General features: G+C 62.5%; 18 protein-coding genes and 1 pseudogene. 8 read left to right on the top strand and 11 right to left on the bottom strand.

The features are described from left to right. From C495_RS07380 to C495_RS07370, 3 genes are all read left to right on the top strand, one after another. The gene (locus C495_RS07380) at positions 1-402 is read left to right on the top strand and encodes a DUF2073 domain-containing protein (protein ID WP_008161511.1); all 402 of its coding nucleotides are present in this window, start codon (positions 1-3) and stop codon (positions 400-402) included. Next, on the top strand, positions 402-1,343 hold the full coding sequence (locus C495_RS07375) for an OapC/ArvC family zinc-ribbon domain-containing protein (RefSeq protein ID WP_008161510.1): 942 nt from the start codon (positions 402-404) through the stop codon (positions 1,341-1,343). Before C495_RS07380 ends, C495_RS07375 begins: the two co-directional genes overlap by 1 nt. Before the next feature lie 346 nt (positions 1,344-1,689). Beyond that, positions 1,690-2,472: a DUF7089 family protein gene (locus C495_RS07370; RefSeq protein ID WP_008161508.1), complete on the top strand. Its 783-nt coding sequence runs from the start codon at positions 1,690-1,692 to the stop codon at positions 2,470-2,472. Positions 2,473-2,684: 212 nt separating this feature from the next. On the opposite strand, the gene C495_RS07365 is transcribed toward C495_RS07370, so the two are convergent. The 3 genes from C495_RS07365 to C495_RS07355 form a co-directional block, all read right to left on the bottom strand. Beyond that, positions 2,685-3,263: a DUF7090 family protein gene (locus tag C495_RS07365; RefSeq protein ID WP_008161506.1), complete on the bottom strand. Its 579-nt coding sequence runs from the start codon at positions 3,261-3,263 to the stop codon at positions 2,685-2,687. 131 nt (positions 3,264-3,394) lie between these two features. Beyond that, positions 3,395-4,954: an ABC transporter permease gene (locus tag C495_RS07360; protein ID WP_394295663.1), complete on the bottom strand. Its 1,560-nt coding sequence runs from the start codon at positions 4,952-4,954 to the stop codon at positions 3,395-3,397. Between the two features lie 224 nt (positions 4,955-5,178). Beyond that, positions 5,179-6,312: an extracellular solute-binding protein gene (locus C495_RS07355; RefSeq protein WP_008161501.1), complete on the bottom strand. Its 1,134-nt coding sequence runs from the start codon at positions 6,310-6,312 to the stop codon at positions 5,179-5,181. Between the two features lie 280 nt (positions 6,313-6,592). On the opposite strand from C495_RS07355, the gene C495_RS07350 reads away from it, so the two are divergent. Further along, entirely contained in the window at positions 6,593-7,273 is a 681-nt protein-coding gene (locus C495_RS07350; RefSeq protein ID WP_008161499.1) for a class I SAM-dependent methyltransferase, read from the top strand. 134 nt (positions 7,274-7,407) lie between these two features. Here the strand turns inward: C495_RS07350 and C495_RS07345 are convergent, their stop codons facing one another. After that, entirely contained in the window at positions 7,408-8,001 is a 594-nt protein-coding gene (locus C495_RS07345) for a DUF1684 domain-containing protein (protein ID WP_008161497.1), read from the bottom strand. 214 nt (positions 8,002-8,215) lie between these two features. Further along, the gene (locus C495_RS07340; protein WP_008161495.1) at positions 8,216-8,455 is read right to left on the bottom strand and encodes a DUF7127 family protein; all 240 of its coding nucleotides are present in this window, start codon (positions 8,453-8,455) and stop codon (positions 8,216-8,218) included. A gap of 281 nt (positions 8,456-8,736) precedes the next feature. On the opposite strand from C495_RS07340, the gene C495_RS07335 reads away from it, so the two are divergent. Continuing rightward, positions 8,737-11,004: an ATP-dependent DNA helicase gene (locus C495_RS07335; RefSeq protein WP_008161493.1), complete on the top strand. Its 2,268-nt coding sequence runs from the start codon at positions 8,737-8,739 to the stop codon at positions 11,002-11,004. A gap of 27 nt (positions 11,005-11,031) precedes the next feature. Here the strand turns inward: C495_RS07335 and C495_RS07330 are convergent, their stop codons facing one another. Together C495_RS07330 and C495_RS07325 are read right to left on the bottom strand one after the other, a co-directional pair. Then, the gene (locus C495_RS07330; protein WP_008161491.1) at positions 11,032-11,343 is read right to left on the bottom strand and encodes a DUF7521 family protein; all 312 of its coding nucleotides are present in this window, start codon (positions 11,341-11,343) and stop codon (positions 11,032-11,034) included. A 100-nt stretch (positions 11,344-11,443) separates the two neighbouring features. After that, positions 11,444-12,640, bottom strand: a complete 1,197-nt coding sequence (locus C495_RS07325; protein WP_008161490.1) for a thiamine ABC transporter substrate-binding protein — start codon at positions 12,638-12,640, stop codon at positions 11,444-11,446. Positions 12,641-12,729: 89 nt separating this feature from the next. Here C495_RS07325 and C495_RS07320 point away from each other — a divergent pair, with 89 nt between their 5' ends. Together C495_RS07320 and C495_RS07310 are read left to right on the top strand one after the other, a co-directional pair. Then, a complete protein-coding gene (locus tag C495_RS07320; protein WP_008161487.1) occupies positions 12,730-13,830 on the top strand; it encodes an AI-2E family transporter in 1,101 nt (366 codons plus the stop codon). 997 nt (positions 13,831-14,827) lie between these two features. Next, positions 14,828-15,340, top strand: a complete 513-nt coding sequence (locus C495_RS07310; protein ID WP_008161482.1) for a DUF5518 domain-containing protein — start codon at positions 14,828-14,830, stop codon at positions 15,338-15,340. Here the strand turns inward: C495_RS07310 and C495_RS07305 are convergent. Together C495_RS07305 and C495_RS07300 are read right to left on the bottom strand one after the other, a co-directional pair. Continuing rightward, positions 15,341-16,719: pseudogene (locus tag C495_RS07305) on the bottom strand (ABC transporter permease). Continuing rightward, positions 16,719-17,483 (bottom strand): ABC transporter ATP-binding protein, encoded by a 765-nt coding sequence (locus tag C495_RS07300; RefSeq protein ID WP_008161481.1) that lies wholly within the window; start codon positions 17,481-17,483, stop codon positions 16,719-16,721. The pseudogene C495_RS07305 and the gene C495_RS07300 overlap by 1 nt, the downstream one beginning before the upstream one ends. A gap of 160 nt (positions 17,484-17,643) precedes the next feature. Here C495_RS07300 and rpiA point away from each other — a divergent pair, with 160 nt between their 5' ends. Beyond that, a complete protein-coding gene (gene rpiA / locus C495_RS07295) occupies positions 17,644-18,351 on the top strand; it encodes a ribose-5-phosphate isomerase RpiA (RefSeq protein ID WP_008161479.1) in 708 nt (235 codons plus the stop codon). Positions 18,352-18,356: 5 nt separating this feature from the next. Here rpiA and C495_RS07290 read toward each other — a convergent pair whose 3' ends face one another. After that, positions 18,357-18,785, bottom strand: a complete 429-nt coding sequence (locus C495_RS07290; protein WP_008161477.1) for a hypothetical protein — start codon at positions 18,783-18,785, stop codon at positions 18,357-18,359. Continuing rightward, positions 18,782-19,123 (bottom strand): hypothetical protein (locus C495_RS07285; RefSeq protein WP_008161475.1); only part of this gene is annotated, 342 nt, incomplete at its 5' end. The genes C495_RS07285 and C495_RS07290, both read right to left, overlap by 4 nt.

Below are 19,123 nucleotides of genomic sequence, written 5' to 3'. Positions count from 1 at the left end.
ATGCCAAAAGCAACCAACACGGATGACCCGGACGCTCCTGACGGTGTCCAGATTGACCTGATCAGCGGCGAACGCATGGACGGCATGGCGACCATGGAGAAGATCCGGATGATTCTCGATGGCGTCCACGACGGAAACATCGTCATTCTAGAGGAAGGGTTGACCCCGGACGAGGAGAGTCGCCTCATCGAGGTGACGATGGCCGAGATCAGCCCCGACGAGTTCAACGGGATCGAAATCGAGACGTATCCGAAATCGGATACCCGGAACGCCTCGTTACTTGGCCGCATCATGGGTGGTGACGAGCCGACCGCGAAACTGACGGTTATCGGGCCGGCAAACCAGATCGAAACGCTTCACAAAGACGAAACGCTGATCAGCGCGCTCGTGTCCCGAGACTAATGCCACACGAATGTACGAACTGCGGCCGAACGTTTCCCGACGGCTCCAAGGAGATGCTGTCGGGCTGTCCAAACTGTGGCGGAAACAAGTTCCAGTTTGCCCCACAGACCGCCACTGGGGCGACCGATGCGACGACAGCAGCCGCTGAACCCAGTGATAAATCTCCGCCCACAGCGGACTCATCGGGGACCGTCAAACGCGCCGCAGAGACCGTTCGCGGGTGGGTGTCATCGGAGTCGACGCACACACCCGATACGGAGACGAACGGTTCGAGTGCGCCACGCGAGACCCAGCCGGACGCTGTCGACGCGAGCCACGACCAGCCACAGCGTTCGTGGCCCGACCGTGACACGCCGTCCGAGCCCGACCGAGACGCCGACACGGAGACGTTCACCGAATGGCCGGACACGGCGCGCCGGCCCGAAGACCGATCGACGGCCTCGAGCACGCCAGCAGATGACACCACCCATGCTCGGTCTCCATCCGACTCCGTGACGCCGTCGGCGGTCGACACTGACTCGGAGCCGACGATGACGGCCGATCCGTTGGCGGTGGACGCCGACGGCGTCACACTCGAGGACACCGAAGATACGGCCCAAGCCGACGCCCGGAGCGAGGTCGTTTCGACGGATGATCTGCCGTCTACTGCGCCCCAGTCCCCGGAGTCGCCACAGACGGATGGTTCAACCGACGAGATGAGCACACAACCACCGGATCACGGCCGTGTCGTCAGCGAGCCGTCGGGCGAGCAGCCGTCGATCGAGGAGCTTCGGGCAGAGCTAAACGAGCAGTTCGAAAGCATCAAAATCGTCAGTCCGGGACAGTACGAACTCAATCTGATGGAGCTGTACAACCGCGAGGAGTATATTATCTCGCTGCAGGAGGATGGCCGCTACGTCATCGACGTTCCCGAGACCTGGCATGCAGACGACGACACGTAACGGGGGGTCGACGCCCGACTCATTGACACCCCTCTATTTCGACTGCAACTACTGTGTTCGGCCCGACCTCAAGCCAACCAGTGGCAAAATCTAGTTCCATGCGAAACCGTGGCTGTGTCGTTCAATCACACCCCGAACAGCACACGACCCAGCCAGTTGCATGAGACTCGACAGCTTACCGACTGGGCTCGCGACCGGCGATTTCTCGAGCGGGCGAGAAAGATGGATTTAAGCGACGTGGCTGAGTGTGCCCACGTATGAGCAAACCAACCAAGATCGTCCTCACGACGATCGTTGCATCGGCACTGCTGTCGCTGCTGGTCGTCTCTCAGATGGTCCTCGTCTGATGTTCGAGAGCCGCGAGCTCTCGGCTTCGGTCGAGGCGGCTCGGGACGTCTACGCGCCCGACGTGCAGGTACTCGACTGTGACCGTGATTTCGAGACGCTCCCACCCGCACAGGCGGAGGATCTCGGCTTGCTGGTCAACTCGCTCGAGCCGGCGAGCTATCCGTCAGCGTGGCTGCCCGACGATGCGCCGACGCTGCTGGCTCGCTACGTGAGTTCGGATCTGACGATCGGGATGCCGGGCGATGGCAGCGTCGTCTGGACGCGCCAGACCGAGCCACCGCTCGTCATCGTCAAACCCCGCGTCGAGGGATCACCGGACGCCTTCGTCGATTTCCTGCTCGCCGAGGCGTTCGTCCAACTCGACCTCGAGGTTCCTGAACAGTTCCTCGGCTTCTTCGAGGACGAGTATCGCGCGCTCGATCAGGCAGTTTCGCTCGGTCCGAACAGCACCTATCAGGTAGCAGCGGCGCTGTTCGACGGCTGGGTCGGCCTCCAGACACGCGAGGTCTTCGCGGGCTGGCACGACGACCACCCCGAACTCGCTGCCGCGTGGCAGGATGCGGGGACCCGCCTCGAGGATCGGGTTTCGGGGCTTCCGCGGGCGGTCGCCCGCGGTGAGACGGAGTTCGCGGACGCGACGGAACTCGCATGTGCGGCGATCAAACACGCGATCGAGTTGCCAGCGCCGTTTGCAGCACTCGACACCGACGCCTACCGGGACCACGGCCCCGAGTACGCGATCAAGTGGGCCGAAAAGACGTTCGACTCGCTCGCCGAGTAACGCTTGCGAACGGAGCTGTTTTCATACCGTCGAACAGCACGATTCGAAGATCGGTCGCGACTTCGCGACCGGCTGCTCACTGACTGCTGTCCGACAGTATCTGCGTCGCTGACTGCCGCTCGAGTCCGTGAGACGGATCGTGTTCTCACTGATCGGGTCGTTCGTTGCGTGTGAAAAAACGGTCTACTGGTGGATCGCCAACGGAGATTCGATCAGAACTCGGCGTCGATACTGCCGTCTGCGTCCAGATCGATGATCCCATCGAACAGGCTGCGGAACTCGTCGACGAGTGCTTCGTCGTGGGGCTCTTCGGAGACGTGGAAGAGGCCAACGGCGTCGTGTTTCTCGAGCAACTCGAGGATGCGTTCGACGGCGTCGACGGCTTCGTCGTCGCCGGCATAGTAGGCGAGTTCGGTGACGGAGTCGAAGCTGAGCCGAAGTTTGCCGTCGTGGGCCTCGAGGAAGCCGTCGATATGCTCGACGATGCCGTCGACGTCGTCGGGGGCGGCGACGTAGTGGACGGTGTCGCTCGTTCGTCGCGAGTAGCCGCGTTCGATGCTTAGCGTATCGAGGATTTCGGCGCAGTCTTCGTCGACGTCGTAGTGCTCGAGTTTCTGTCTGACTTCGCGGGCAGTCGTTCGCGTGGAGACGACGAGGAAGTTGTCGGTGTCGGCTTTGAGAAAGTCGGTGTCGATACGGTCGGTTTCGCCGGTGCTTGGATGCAACAACAGAACCCCTGTCCCACCAGGTACTGTGTCCGGTGTGCCGTCGATTTCGAGCGCGTACTCCATGCTGGCGTGAACAACTTCCGGCACTGACTTAATAGTGCGGATGTCACGAAGGTTTCACCGCCGTTGGGCGATGAGGGCGGTTCCGTACTGAACGGCACGTGGTGGTCCGCGCAGTTGGCTCGAGCGTCTGGTTACATCTCGTAGTCTTCTTGGCGAAGCAAGACGAGCATTGACAGTCCGGAGATAAGCACCAAAATGAGTGCGGGCAGCGCGGCGTACCGGTAGTAGGCTGTTCCATGTGCGCTCCAGATGAGCGTCACGAGCGTATCCATCCCGATCGGCTGGAGCATGAGCGTTGCTGGCAACTCCTTCATCGTCGTCAGGAAGACGAGGACGCTGCCGGCGACGACGCCGGGTGCAATCAGTGGAAGTGTGACGCGTCGGAACGTCTCGAGCCGTCCAGCGTTCAACGTTCGTGCTGCCTCCGGAAGTCGGTCGTCGACCTGGAGGACGGAGGTCCGTGTGGTGCTGACGGCCTGTGGAAGGAACCGAACGACGTATGCGAACACCAAAAGCGGGACGGTGCGGTAGATCCAGCCCGCATAGTTCGCTCCGAAAAACACCAGCGCGAGTCCGATGACGACGCCCGGAACCGCAAATCCAACGTACGTCACGCGCTCGAACAGCCGTGCAGACAGTGACTCCGATCGGGCTGCCAGATAGCCCACGGGGAGTGCAAATGCACCGGCGACGATCGCTGTCAGTGCAGCGAGATACACCGAATTAAACGCATACCCCCATTCGAAGGCGTACGACGGCGCCTCACCGCCAGCGCCACGGATGAGCCACACGCTGAAGATACCGATTGGGACGACGAGCGTCACGAGCCCGAGCCCGGCAATACCGCCCATCGCTGGCCACTTCCAGCGGCCGAGGCGGATCTGTGCGCCACTTGCGCTGCCGCCACTTGCATCTTCGTCTCTGCCGACTTTCGCTTCGATCAGGAGAATAATCCCCGTCACGGCGAGCAACTGCAGCGACAGGAGGGCGGCATACTCTACGTTGATTGCCCCGAACTCCCAGTAGATCGCGCTCGTGAACACCTCGACGTGTAAAAACGCTGGCGTCCCGAAATCCGAAATCGCGTACAGTCCCGACAGGAGTGCACCGGCAGCAATCGCTGGCCTGATCTGTGGGAGTGTTACACGACGAAACGCCTCGAGTCGATCCGCGTTCAGCGTCCGAGCGGCGTCAACGAGCGAGGCATCCATCGACAGTAATGCTGCTCGAGCAGTCAAGAACACGTAGGGATACGTATAGAGCGTAATGATCAGGATTGCACCGGCAAGTCCCTGAATGCGCGGCATCGTGATGCCAAAGAAGTCACTGAGTTCGCCGTGTCGACCGAACGCGGAGACGAACGCGAACGCGCCGATGTAGCTCGGAATCACAAGCGGAAGGGCGGCAATAACGGTCCAGAACCGCCGGTAGGGAAGGTCCGTTCGCGTCGTCAGGACTGCAAGCGGAACGCCAAAGAGGATCGAGAGAGCGGTCACGCCGATCGTGAGACCGAGACTGGTCAACAGAATCTCAGCGGTTCGTGTCGAGACCAACAACTCGCGTGCGCGGCCCGGATCAACTTGTGTCGCGCGCAGGACGATCCACAGCAGTGGCGAGGCGACTATGAGCGCGATCACGCCACTCAACACTGTCAGCCCAAGCGTTGACGTATCGTTGGTGAGCCTCGACAACTGTTTGGATCGCTTTGATACCACGGTAGTAGTTCGAGTACTGCTTCGGTTCGGCGGGGATTTAGGGCTTCCTAAAACACTGTCGCAGACGGGTGTCTCGATCGAGTGGGTCGAGACGTGAGCGACCAGCTTGTCGTGTGTCCGGTTTATATTGTCGGACAGCACGATTCGAAGATCGGCCGCGACTTCGCGACCGATGTCTCATGGACTGCTGTCCGACAGTACTAGACGGTCATTCCCTCTTCTCGGAGAAGGTCCTGTGCGTGCTCGACATTGCTGAGTTTGTTCAGGTCGAACTCGAGTGGGTTGATCTCGTCGAGTGCCGGCAGACTGCCAACGTAGTCGACGCCGTCGACGACGGGGTATTCGCCGTTGGTGTCGACGAAAAACTCCTGTCCCTGTCTGGCGAGGACGTGGCGAGTGAACTCCGCGGCGAGGTTTGGTTTGTCTGCACCCTCAAGGATGGCGATACCCGAGACGTTGAACAGACAGCCGGGGTCGTTGTTGGTAAACGCCACGTCGAGTGGTGCATCTGGATCGTTGCCGACGATTCGGCCAGCGTAATACTGGTTCCCCAGTGCGATCTCCTGTTCGCCGTTTGCGACCGCCTCGGCTTGTGCTGAGCCGCTGCTGTACAGTGTCGCGTTCTGCTCGTTGACCATATTACTGACCCACTCTCGGGTCGTGTCTTCGCCTTCTTCGTCGATCATCGCGACGATGAACGACCGGAACGTCCCCGAGTTCGGACGCGTCGAGATCACGTCTTGGAAGCGATCGTCTGTTGCGTATTCGAAGATGTCGTCTGGGAGTTCCTCGGCACTGAACTCGTCTGTGTTGTACTGTATGGCCCGAACACGACCGGACGTGCCAGTCCAGTGCCCGTCGCTGTCGCTGTAGTTGTCGTCGACGGCGTCGATCACGTCTTCGGGGAGCTCTCGTGCGAGTGCTTCGTCTTTGAGCCGTGCGAGTTCACCTGATGACTGTGTATAGAAGAGATCGGCGGGACTGTTCTCTCCTTCCTCGAGCAGGCTTGCCAACTGGTCGCCCTCGTCGTCGTAGTCCGGTCGGATTTCGAAGTCGTCGTACTCGGCTTCGATCTCCTCGAACAGTGGGTTGATCTGATCGGCGGTTCGAGCCGAGTAGATCGTCAACTCCCCCTCAAGATCGCCGAGATCGTCCCAGGAGACGGCTGAGGATTCGACGGGGGCGGCTTGCGGGCCGTAGTCGTCGAACGGGTCTTCACCCGAGCCGAAGCCGCCGAGACAGCCAGCGATGGCAAGCGTTCCGACTGAAGCCGCCGTCGTTCCAAGAAATTGTCGTCGACCGACTCCCGTCTGATCGCGGTGTCGTTGTTGCATATCTAGTTTTAGGTCGGCCTAAAACACATATAGCTACCGATTCGTTCCGTGTTACTTCGCCAGAAAACGGGATTGCAGGAGCTGTTCGTTCGGCCTCTGTCCGATGCCCACGGATTTCGGCCAGCCTAAACCTCTCCGAAGCACTCTTTTTAGGCTGTCCTAAAAAGACTGTCGGTCACTCGAGTGACAGGTGTTGTGGACGACTCGAGTCGGCGACCGTCGGACCACACTCGAATCTCGAGTCGAACTCGTTTTGCCGTCCGAGGATGAGGACTCGTGTATGAGCGTCCGCGAGGAGTTCGACGACTGGGCCGCAAGCGGCCGGGACAGAGGGATGGAGGAGCGCCACTGGCACACCGCCAAACACGTACTAGCACGGATGCCGGTCGAGTCTGGGGAGACGATCCTCGATCTCGGCTGTGGCAGCGGCTACGCCGGGCGTGCGCTTCGGGATACGAAAGACGCCGGACGCGTCTACGGACTCGACGGGTCGCCCGAGATGGCACGCAACGCCGCGGGGTACACCGACGACCCAGCGGTCGGGTTCGTCGTCGGTGACTTCGACGCGCTGCCGTTTGCCAACAACTCCATCGATCACGTCTTCTCGATGGAGGCGTTTTACTACGCCGCCGATCCCCACCACACGCTCGAGGAGATCGCCCGAATCCTCCGGCCCGGTGGTACGTTCTACTGTGCGGTCAACTACTACGAGGAGAACGTCTACTCGCATGCGTGGCAGGACAACATCTCCATCGAGATGACGCGCTGGGATCGCGACCAGTACCGCGATGCGTTCCGCGAGGCCGGTCTCTACGTCGCCGAACAGGACAACGTTCCGGATCACGAGATCACGATCCCGAGCGCGGAGGCGTTCCCGACCGACGACTGGGACTCTCGTGAGGCGATGGTCGAACGCTACCGCGAGTTCGGAACCCTGCTCACCGTCGGCGTTGCCCCCTGATTTCGACTCGACACCTCGCCGGTTGACAACCCCTTTCTTTCCACTCGAGTCACCGTTCCGTCGGTGGGTTTTTGGACACACACTCGAGTGGAAGCCACCCCCTGACTCGCCCTCGACTCGACGCGTTACTCTGTCTACTCGAAGCGCTCGCCCGCCTGAATCGTCACCTCGAGCCAGTTTTCCTCCGGTGGGAGCGGACAGTCGAACGTCTCGCTGTAGGCACAGAACGGCGAGTACGCGAGGTTGAAATCGACGACGAGTTCGTCGCCGTCCGCGAGGTCACGATCCGGCGCGAGTTCCATGTAGCGCCCGCCCTGATACGTCTGCTGGCCAGTCGTCTTGTCGCGGAACGGAACGAACAGCGGCTCCTCGTTCGGACTCTCGAGTTGGTACGCTGCGAGTTCGTAGGTACCATCCTCGAGGGCGTCGTCCTCGCGCTCTAAGTCGAACTCGAGGGTCGCCACGCGGAGATAGCGCATCTCCCGGCCCGCAGTCGTCTCCATCAACACGACTTCGGGGTCGTCGTGGGCCGCGACGGTCGCGGTCACGCGGTAGGTCGGGTCCGGCGCGAAGTACTCGAGACCACCGAACTCGTCGCGTTCTTCGGGTGGGATCGGTGACTGCGGGTGCTCGGCGAAGAAGTCGTCTTTCTCGTCGCGTTTCGACTCGAGTTCGTCGCGCCAGCGCTCGACATCGACGTCGCTGTCAGCTTCAGTGGAATCGCTCATACCGGACCTAACAGCGCAGCAGGGGAATGGGTTGTGTTTCGCTCGAGTGGGCTCGCACTCGAGGGCGCGCGCCGGTGTGTGCGTGGCTCACTCTATAGTCACAACTGAAACGATGTACACCTGATCGCACGACGGTCGTCGTCGCGCTCTCGTCGTGCGATCAGGTTTGCAGTGACGGTCAGTGGCGACTATAGTACCGACCGCAACACTGGCGTCACTCCTCGATCGTCAACACGCCGTTGTGGACCGAGACATCGCTGGCTTCCGGCGGCAGTTCGAACTCGAACTGCTCGTCGTTGGTGACGATGATCGCCGTCGATCCGACGACGTCGACGTCGATGTCGGCGGCCGAGGTGCCGAAGTCGACGGCGATGACGCTGCCGTCCTCGTACTCGAGGGTGCGGACGACTGCGCCGCCGCGGTCGACGTTCCGGAGGGATTTGGGGACTTTCATATCTTCCCTAGGGGCTCACCGAATTAAAGTGACACCCCTACACACGCTCCTGTCGATCCCGGCGATCGACTGGCCGGATTCGGCCGAGTCGCAAGTACGAGCCGACACCGACGAAGGTTTATAACCGATGACGCGGCCAACACACTCCGTCAACGCTATGCAGGACCGACGATGAGTACGGGAGACATGACGGACTGGCGTTCGATCTTCGGCCACGCCGAACCCTACGACCTGTCTCTTATACACATCTCTGAGCNGCGCTCACAGCGGGCATCGAGCTCGTGCGCGATCCGGACACCGACTACGAGCGCGTGTTCGTGCTCACGAGCGTCAAACAGCAACTGCGCCAGTTCGAAGCCGACCTCGAGACGATCAACGAGAACCTGCCCGACGACTGGGACCCCATTTCGGGACTCACGCTCGTCGGGAAAGCCGACGTCTGTCCGTACAACCGCGAGGGAGCAGGTGGGATCGACGACGGCAACGTCTACGACCGCTGTGAGACGCTGCGCGACCGAACCCGTGATCTCACCGGCGAAGGCGGAGAGACGACCGCCGCGAGCCTCGCCGCGAACGCACGCCAGCAACAGACCGGCCTCGCTGACAGCGGCCGCTCGGGCCCGACCGGGCGATTTCTCGAGACCGCAGGCGAGACGGCTGCCTACCCCCCGGAGATGCCGACCTACTCGGACGGCGGTCCCGTCGGTGCCGAAACCGAGTACTGTCCATTCTATGCCCAGTACCTCGAGGACCTCCCCGAGGACGGTAGCGACGGCGACGCGAGCGAGGCAGTTCCCTACGATTTCACCGAAGCCGGGATGATCACACCCGACGATCTCGTCGCGCGCTCGGTTGCCCACGGCAGCTGTCCCCACTCAATCATGGGGGCCGTCCTCGGGCACGTCGAGGTCGTGCTCGGAAACTACTACCACGCGTTCGATCCGCGGACGACCGGCTCGTTTACCGGCGCGTTGCTCGATGACTCGACGTTTGTCGTCTGTGACGAGGCCCATATGTTAGAGCCACGCGTGCGCGACCTCGTCAGCGACGGTGTCGCCGACACGACGCTTCGCGACGCCGAAACCGAACTCTCGAGGGTCATCCAGCCGATCAAATTCGAACGCGAGGGGCGACACGCCGAGGGCGGCTCGAAGACGGCCGACGCCGACCTCGTGCGCGCGGAACTCGAGGACAGCGACGTCTCTTTCGAGGAACTGAATCGCACCCTCGAGTTCATCCGAGACCTCCGGGAAGAACTCGATCGTCGGGTGACGGCGTATCTCGACCGAAATCACGGGGGATGGCGGTCGGATCTCCACGAGCTTTCCGATGCAGAGATTCCGCTTCGAGACCCGGCCGAGCCGGCAGAAGACGAACTCACCGCGTGGGCGCGTGAGGCGGGCCACAGCGATGCCGAGTGGGTTCGTGCCGAATCCGTCGGGGCCGTCGTCGAACGGATTTTGAACGAGGCCGAAGCGGAGGATAGCGAGGCGCAACGCGCCTCGGGACAGGCGAGCGGGCGAAGCCCGCGAGACCGGACTCGCGCGGCCCCCGCCGTTGGGCGCATCCTCGGAGAATGGTATCGACGGGACCACACCGACTACTTCCGCGAGATCGAACTCGAGCGAACGTGGGACGAAACCGAGCCGGCCGACTCGTGGCGGCGAGCCTACAGCGCCCGACTCGCTCTGCACAACTGCGTGCCAAGCGACGCGATCGGTGACCGACTCGGAGCCTTTGGCGGCGGGATTCTCATGAGTGCAACGTTGGAGCCGATGGACGCGTTCACGGAGGTGACGGGCCTCGACTACCTCGCCCGTGAGGAAGACAGACCCGTCACCGAGCGACGCTACGGGCTGCACTTCCCCGCGGAAAACCGCGAGAGCTTCGCGGTGTCTGTCCCGAAATTCACCTACGACAACCGTGGCAGACCGGGCGAGGAAAACCCAACCAGAGCGGCGTACACCGATGCGATCTCGAGAATCGGCCGCCTGCCGGGCAACGTCCTCGTCGGGATGCCGAGTTATGCCGAAGCCGAGTGGATCGCCGGCCAACTCGAGTCCCGACTCGAGAAACCGGTGTTGCTCGACGCCGCAAGCGACGACGAGACGACCCAGTCGCTCAAACACGAGTTCTTCGCGGGCGCGGGGAAGGTTCTCGTTACGAGTCTTCGGGGCACCCTGACTGAGGGCGTCGATTACAGCGGCGATCGACTCTCGGCGGCCGTTATCTGTGGGGTGCCGATCGTCAACACCTCGAGTCCGCGGACGACAGCGGTCCGACGAGCCTACGACGACGCCTTCGGAGATGGCTTTACGTACGCACTGACGATTCCCGCCGTCAGGAAGGCCAGACAGGCGATCGGTCGCGTTATCCGCTCGCCCGAGGACGTCGGCGTCCGTGTCCTGCTGGACGAACGGTACGCTCGCGAGAGCTGGGATTCCGTGCAGTCGTATCTGCCCGACGACGGCGAGTTCCAGACGGTGAGTCCGGATATGCTCGAGTTCGGCCTCGAGCGGTTCCGATCCCGACTCGAGTCCGATCCCTGATCGGCGCTCGAGACACGACTCGACGGCTCAGTCAGAGCGGCGCAGCGTCACCGTCGTTGTCGTCGTCGTTTCGGCGTACAGCGAGTATAACAGGATCGTGAACCCTCCGGCGGTGAACGCACTCTGGATCGTCACGCCCAGCCCGACGTTTCCCCCGAGGAGATGGGCGAGTGCGCCGCCAAGGGAGCCGACGACGATCAAGCCGAAGCCGATGGCGACCGCACGCAGCGCCCCCGAGCCGGTCCGCCGGAAGGCCCGGTAAGAAAGCAGGGCAACGGCCCCACCGGTCAGCAGTGTTGCGGTGTTCGAGATCGCGATGAGGAGTGTGTACTCGTTCATGACTCGTCCGAATCGAGACGCCGTCGTACTCCGTTGGGACGGCTGCTGGGCGACATCCGAGGCCCAGTGTGGCTATCAGGTACTGCGCGAGTCTCGTACTTCAGTAACGCTGTCGGTTCTCAGTTCGAGGGAACACACCAGTCGCTGTCGGCTCCCGTTCACCGTCGAGTGTCGACCCGAACTGCTCGTCCCATGTGGTGAGCCACGCCTCGAGCTGTCCGCGGAGTTCGGTATAGCTCGTCGTGACCGGCTCCGGTGGGTGTCGCGCCTCTTCTTCGAACAGTGGTCGCGGGCCCGTGGCGTCGCCGATGGCCGGAAACTGGACGTTCCGTCGCGCGAGTTCGACCTGTACCTCACTCGAGAGCACGAACTCGAGGAACGCGTAGGCGAGATCGAGTTCGGTCGATGCCTCGAAGATCCCCATTCCTTCGGGCAGGGCGTAGCCCTCCTCGTTCGGAAACGCGACTCGGTGTCGGTCCGGGTCGCGTCCGTCGGTCGCTGCGAAGACCGGATCGCTCGAGTAGGAGACGATCAGCGGCCGGGACTCCTCCAGATACCCGTCGTAGTAGCTCTCACTCCACGAGTTGCGGACCTCGACGCCGGCGTCTACGAGGGCCGTCCAGTAATCGAACGCGTCCGATTCACCCATCGTCTCGATCGTCCACAGCAAGAACGCCTGCCCCGGCATAGAGTGGGTGGGATACTGGGCTAGTAACGTCTCCGTGTCCGCTGACTCGAGTACGTCGTCGAACGTTTCGGGCGCGTCGACGACGGTCTCGTCGTAGACGAGGCTGACGTAGCCGGTGTCGTAGACCAGCCCGCGTCCGTGTGGATCGCCCAACTCGAGTCCATCACGGATGCGCTCGCTGCCCTCGACCCGGTCGAGATTGAGTTCGCGAAGCAACCCACCCTCGCCGATCCGGTCGTCGATCCGTGCGAGATCGCCCACCGTGAACCCGAAGAGAACGTCGACATCGATCGCGCCGTCGTACGTGCCGCGTCGAATGTAGTGGTCGACGCCGCCGGTCGGGACGACCCACTCGAGTTCGGCGTCAGGATACACTTCCAGAAAGGCCTCCTCGAGCCATGGCCCGGCCGGGTTCGGCCCCGTGACCATCGACCGATACGTCGCGATCCGGAGCGTGCCATCGAAGTCGGGTTCGTCCGGTTCGGGATCGCCCTCGTCCGATCCGTTCGGCGGCTCGTCGTCGCCGTCTCGAGTGAGACAGCCTGCGAAGCCGGCGGCTGCACCTGCGCTTGCGGTTCCGATCGTCCGAACGACCGTCCGACGCTTCATTCACCGGGTGTATGCAGTCGAGACGTAAGGCTCGTTCCCAACGTTCTACTGGACAGAAAGGTTTTATCGTCGCGGTGTGACCCACGGGTGTGACAGCGACCCCGAACGCGACCGCAGACCGAACCCGACGCTACGTTCTCGGCGGTGTCGTCATCCTTCTCGGACTCGTCACCGGAGCGATCCTGCTCGAGGTGCTCGGAACGATCTTGTTCGCGCTGACGGTCGCGTACGTCCTGTTGCCGGTACAGGGCTGGCTGGCCAGACGCGGCCTCTCGGAGTGGTCGGCGGCGGCTGCCGCGACGCTGATCGGCTTTGCCAGCGCCGTCGCCGTCTTCTCGCCGATTCTCGTCACGCTGTACTTCCGGGTCGATCAGGTGATGGCCATCATCGAGGCCCTCCCTCGAGAGGTTCCGATCACGGCGTTCGAGATGACGTACACGGTCGATGTCGCTGAAGTTCAGGCACCCGCACTCGACGCGCTGAGCAGTATTGCCGTCTCGTTCGCCTCGGCGCTGCCGGTGTTGGCGATCAAGTTCGCGCTCTTCGTGATCTTGCTGTTTGCACTCCTGCTCAAGGGGGATGCGGCTGGCCGGGCCGCGATCGCACCGATCCCACACGAGTACCGCGACGTCGTCCACGCGCTCGCCAAACGCGCCCGCGAAACGTTGTATGCGATCTACGTCCTCCAGCTTGCGACATCGGTTGCGACACTGCTCATCGGCTACCCGCTGTTCTGGCTGCTCGGCTACGAGGCAGCCTTCACGCTCGCGATCGTTGCGGCGATCTTGCAGTTCGTGCCGATCATCGGTCCGAGCCTGCTGATTCTCCCGATCGCGGTCTATCACGTCGCTGTCGGGGAACTCGCCGCAGCCGTCCTCGTCGGCGTCCTCGGCATCGGCCTCGTCGCCTGGTTTCCCGATGTCGGCGTCCGACCGCGGCTTGCCCGCCGCTCTGCCGGCCTACCCGGAAGCCTCTACTTCGTCGGCTTTACCGGCGGCCTCTTTACCCTCGGTGCGATCGGCATCGTCGTCGGCCCGCTAATCGTCGCCGTCTTCGTCGAGGCCGTCTCCTTGCTCGCCGACGAAGTAAACGGCGCGGAACTCGAGGCCTTCGAGGAGCCTGTTGGGGGGACCGACTCCGAACCAGATCGCTCAGCCGTCGCCGAGGCGCCCGAACCGGGAACCGACTGACTGCCGGGCTTTTCCTCGCCGACGCTGTTCATGCACGCAGAAAAATATCGATACCTCGAGGCAGTGGCTCTCGAGTCGACTTGCTCGACGGATCCGCTCTTCGAGATCCGTCTCTTTCCGTGTCGGCTCGATGAGGAATATCTCGGTACCGTTAAGATCGCCGCCGACCTTGTGCGACAGGCGATCCTTCTGAATGGACTGGTCATTGCCGACCGTCCACTTCATCTCGCCCTCGAAGCCAAAACCTGGGTCAGCAAAAATATATGACCGGCCGTATACTACATATTTATTTACTAACTATTTTATATGTAATAATTAGAAGGTATTATTTACCAACCAGAAGTATCTCGGAGTGTAGATGTCAAGCAAAAGAAACCAACAAGATTTCAGTGAAGAATTGTCGGAGAGAACACCAGATGGCGGGGGCTGTGCAGAAACATGGGAATCACTTTCACAAATTCGTAATGAAGATTCTGGTCGCCGTACTTTCCTGTCCCACGTCGCAGTTACACTCGGAATTGCTGTCGGAGGTGCAGGGGCGACAGCCTCCAGTGCGTTAGCCGCAGATGAAGACCCTCTCACATTGATACGGAAGAGATCCGGGGACGTGAACGAGGACAAATACTGCGTCGGGCTAATCGCTCAGAGGATGTTCAGTTTGTCGCCGACCAATTGGGAGAAAAACCTCATGCTGGCCTACTTGCACCAACATAGCATAAGGCAAATAAGGCCATGTCACTTGGCAACACACGAGAAGAGGTCGGATTCATTTTCGTCCTTGCAACAATGTTGGCCGCCACAGCCTGGTACAGCACTGAACTGACCGGGATGCAACGAGTTTCGACCACAGTTGGGTCGTGGCTATTCGCCGTACTCCTCCTGACATCTGTAGTTTATTTATATAATACCTGGTTCTAACTAGCGACCAATCTCGACCCGCTGTCCCTATCGGTTGCCCGACCAGCCGTTTATGTGCTTTTGTCCGGTAGTATTACCTATGGGTACTCGACAGACGGTCATCAACGCGCTCATCGGTGCAGTCGTCGGCGTCGTCCTCTCGTTTCTGCCGTTCTCGACGTTACTCGGGGGGATCGCCTCGGGCTTTCTCGAGGGGCCAGAGGAAACCGACGGCGCACTCGCGGGCGGGCTCGCCGGGCTGATCATGTTCGTTCCGATCGGGCTGATCGCCTTCGCGGTCTTTGCCTTCCTTGGCTTCGGTGTCGGCGTCGGTGGGCTACCCGTCGGGGGGTTCTTCTTTTTCCTCGTGTTCCTCGGCTTCGCCGTCGCCACCATGCTCGTCTACACCGTCGGCCTCGGTGCACTCGGGGGCTATCTGGGTGCCTACCTCGCCCGGGAGTACCCCGAGAAACACTCGAGTACCACGGAGACGATCGGCACACGGTCGCCAGACTCCAGACGGGAGCGGCGTCGGGAACCGACCGAAACCGACGGTGTAGAACCGACACGCTGGCACGAAGGGCGCGAGGACGACCGCGAGGGACTCGAGTAATCACTCATAGCGAAGGGCGTCGATGGGGTCCGTCCGTGCTGCCTTCCAGGCCGGATACAACCCGGAGCCGATCCCGACGAGAATCCCAACAGCAACTGCCAGCGCGACGTACTCGTAGGGATAGACCAGCGGCAGGTCGATGTACCACGCACCAAGATAGCCGGCGGCAAGCCCCAACACCGTGCCGAGGATCGCACCGATCACACCGAGAATCACTGCTTCGGCCAGAAACAGACCNCGATGTACCACGCACCAAGATAGCCGGCGGCAAGCCCCAACACCGTGCCGAGGATCGCACCGATCACACCGAGAATCACTGCTTCGGCCAGAAACAGACCCAGTATCTCCCGGTTCTGTGCGCCGATAGCTTTCATGATCCCGATCTCTCGAGTCCGTTCGGTGACGGAGACGAGCATGATGTTCGCGATGCCGATCGAGCCGACCACGAGCGAGATCGCTGCGATGCCGACGATGAAGTTTTGTAGCAAGTCGAGGACGTCCTCTAACTGCTGGAGCAGTTCGGTACTCGTCTGCATCGTCACCGCGAGATCGTCGCCCAGCAACTCGCTCGCATCGGACTCCTCGCTCTCGAGGTAGGCGACTGCGCTGTCACGGGCGCGATCGACCGCGTCTTGATCGGCGGATTCGGCTTCGACCACGATCGCGAGATATCGGGCCGTGTCCCCATCACTGTCCCCGTTCCCGCCCTCGCCAAAGCCCAGTCCGGCCGTCTGCTCGGCGTAGAACGGATCCGTAGGGACGTAGACACGTGGTGCGGATTCGAACCCTTCGAACGGGCTCAGGCCTTCGGTGGTGTCAGTAATGCCGACCACTTCGACCGTCGTTTGCTGGCCACCCAGTAGCGAGATCGTGAGCTCATCGCCGACGCTGATCTCCGTGTCGAACCGCTCGGCGGTGGCAGGGTTGATCACCGCCTCTCGTTCGCCGGGTTCGAACTGTCTCCCTTCCCGGAGGTTCTCCTCTCTGATATACGACGGCCCTGAGGCGACCAGTCCATCCCCCTGTGCGACCTGTTCGCCCTCATAGGAGAGCGCCTGTGTCTGGAGCGTTCCGTACCCGTAGGCAGCCTCAACGTCCTCGAGGTCGCTTACCGTCTCGAGGTCGGCATCCGTGAACACTGGCTGTGCACCTGCGGCTGGCCCACCTTCCGTGTCGGGGTCGGCAGCCCAGCCATAGAGGTTGCGCTGGTCGTCAGGGCTGATATCACCGATGACACCCGCCTGCAGGCTCGCCCCCAGCGTAACGAACGTGATCACCGCCGCAATGCCGATGATGATCCCGAGTGTCGTCAGCGAGGACCGAAGTTTGTGGCCGCGGATCGACCGCCACGAGAGGCGTAGACTCTCTACGGGCCGCATCAGGAACTCGCCTCGCTCCCGGCCGGACTCGAGGCTCCGTTGCCCGTCTCCTCGAGGTCTTCGATGCGCTCTATGTTGCCGTCGAGGAGGTGGACGATCCGTTCGGCGCGTTCGGCGACGTGGCGTTCGTGGGTGACGACGACCATCGTCGTTCCAGCGTCGTGAAACTCCGCAAACAGGTCGAGAACCTCGGCTTCGGTTTCCGTATCCAAGTTTCCAGAGGGCTCATCAGCGAGCACGATCGCAGGATCGTTGACGAGTGCGCGAGCGAGGGCGACCCGCTGGCGCTGGCCGCCCGACAGCTCGTTTGGCAGGTGCTCCTCACGGTCAGCGAGTCCGACCCGCTCGAGCAGTTCCCGGGCCCGGTCGTGTCGTTCGTTCCGGCTGACGTCTTGGAACAGCTGCGGGAGGGCGGCGTTCTCGAGGGCCGTGAGCCGGGGCATGAGATTGAACGTCTGGAAGACGAAGCCGACTGTCGTCCCACGAAGCGTGGTTCGCTCCCGGCTGTCGAGCGCAGCAACGTCCTGTCCGTCGACGATGACGGTGCCATCCGTCGGCGTATCGAGACAGCCCACGAGGTTCATCAGTGTCGACTTCCCCGAGCCACTGGGCCCCATGATCGCCGTATACGATCCGCGTGGAATCTCGAGGGTGACGCCGTCTAAGGCGTGGACGGGCTCGCCCAGTTGGTAGGTTTTGCGGACGTTCTCGAGGGCGACCGCCGTGCCGGAGCCGGATTCCCCCTCGGATTCGGGTGTTGCCATACTGACTCGTATACAGCCCTGGGGAAAAAACCTCGAGCCAAACGAACGGTCAGTTCGCTGTACGGTCTGCCCGAATTATCCGCTCGAGACGGTCGCGTAGTGGCCCGCCGACGGCCGCGAGATTGCAACGTTTTTCCCGTCGCCGTGCGCCGTACAACCCATGAAGACGGCAGGCGGATCAACCACAGCGAAACGACGCGCCGGCGAACACGCAGCCGAGGCGGTCGAGGACGGGTTCGTCGTCGGTCTCGGAACCGGCTCGACGGCCGCGTACGCGATCGACGCGATCGGACGGGCCGTCGACGACGGCCTCGAGGTACAGGGGATTCCGACCTCGTTTCAGTCCCGCCGACGGGCGCTCGAGGCCGGGATTCCGTTGACGACACTCGACGCGGTCGACGGCATCGACCTCGCCATCGACGGCGCAGATCAGGTCGCTGACGACCCGGCTGCGAACGGCTACGGCGCGCTCATCAAAGGCGGCGGCGCTGCACACACCCGCGAGAAACTCGTCGATTCGGCGGCCGACCGGTTCGTCGTCGTCGCCGACCCGTCGAAACTCGAGTCGGTGCTCGAGCGGGCGGTCCCGGTCGAGGTCATCCCCGACGCTCACACCGTCGTCGCCGATCGACTCCGGGATTTCGGCGGCGAGCCGACGCTTCGCGACGCCGAACACAAAGACGGGCCGGTCGTTACGGACAACGGAAACCTCGTTATCGACTGTGCGTTCGGCCCGATCGAGGAACCGGAGACGCTCGCCACCCGACTCTCGAGGCTGCCGGGGGTTGTCGAACACGGCCTGTTCGTCGGGCTGGCCGATGCGACCTACGTCGGGACGGCCGACGGCGTCGACGTGCGGGAGTACTGACCGCTCTACTGTTCTGGTGGTGGCTGCGCTGTGCGGGGCTCGTCTTTCGGCGTGGCCCCACGGCCGGCGAACAGCCCGGCGACCACGTAAACCGCGCCGAGGAGGCGCGTGGCCGGTACCACCCACGGTTTGCACTCGAGGTCGTCGGGATTCTCGTAGGCGACCTCGAGTGCGAACGCGACGACCGCGCGTGGCGAGAGCGCCATCGCGACGCCGACGACACCCAACGGTGCCCGAAGCGCGTCGAGGCCACCGCCCTTGCGAGCGAGCAACCAAACGAACACGAGCCCCTCGAGACGAGCCATCGGAACGGTCCACGGCTGGAGCCGACCCGTCTCGGGGGTGTCGAACGCGAGCCGTTCGCCGGCATCGATGAGCCGTCTCGGGAAGACGGCCTCGAGCAGGCCGACGCCGATCGCCAGCGCTCGGATCACGTGCGCTCCTCGAGCACGTCGTCGCTGTCGTCGTGTTCGGTGCCCGTCGTCGAGAGCGCGACGACGGTGAGATACACCACGCCGAGCACTCGAGCCGCGGGTTTCACCCACGGTTTCGACTCGAGATCGTCGTGGTTCGCGTAGACCAGCCGCTGGCTCTGGTTGATGATCGGCTGTGGAACGAGCACGAGCACGACGCCGGCGATCCCGAGCAGCCAGCTGGCGGGCGTCCAGCCCGACTCCCGGCGAGCGAGCAACCAGACGAAGATGGCTCCCTCGAGGCGGGCACCCCAGCGCGCCCACGGTCTGAGCTGGGCCTCCTCGGCGTTCTCGAGACC

Source organism: Natronorubrum sulfidifaciens JCM 14089, assembly GCF_000337735.1.
Classification (GTDB): Archaea; Halobacteriota; Halobacteria; order Halobacteriales; family Natrialbaceae; genus Natronorubrum; species Natronorubrum sulfidifaciens.
This window is presented reverse-complemented; position numbering and strand designations above follow the sequence as displayed.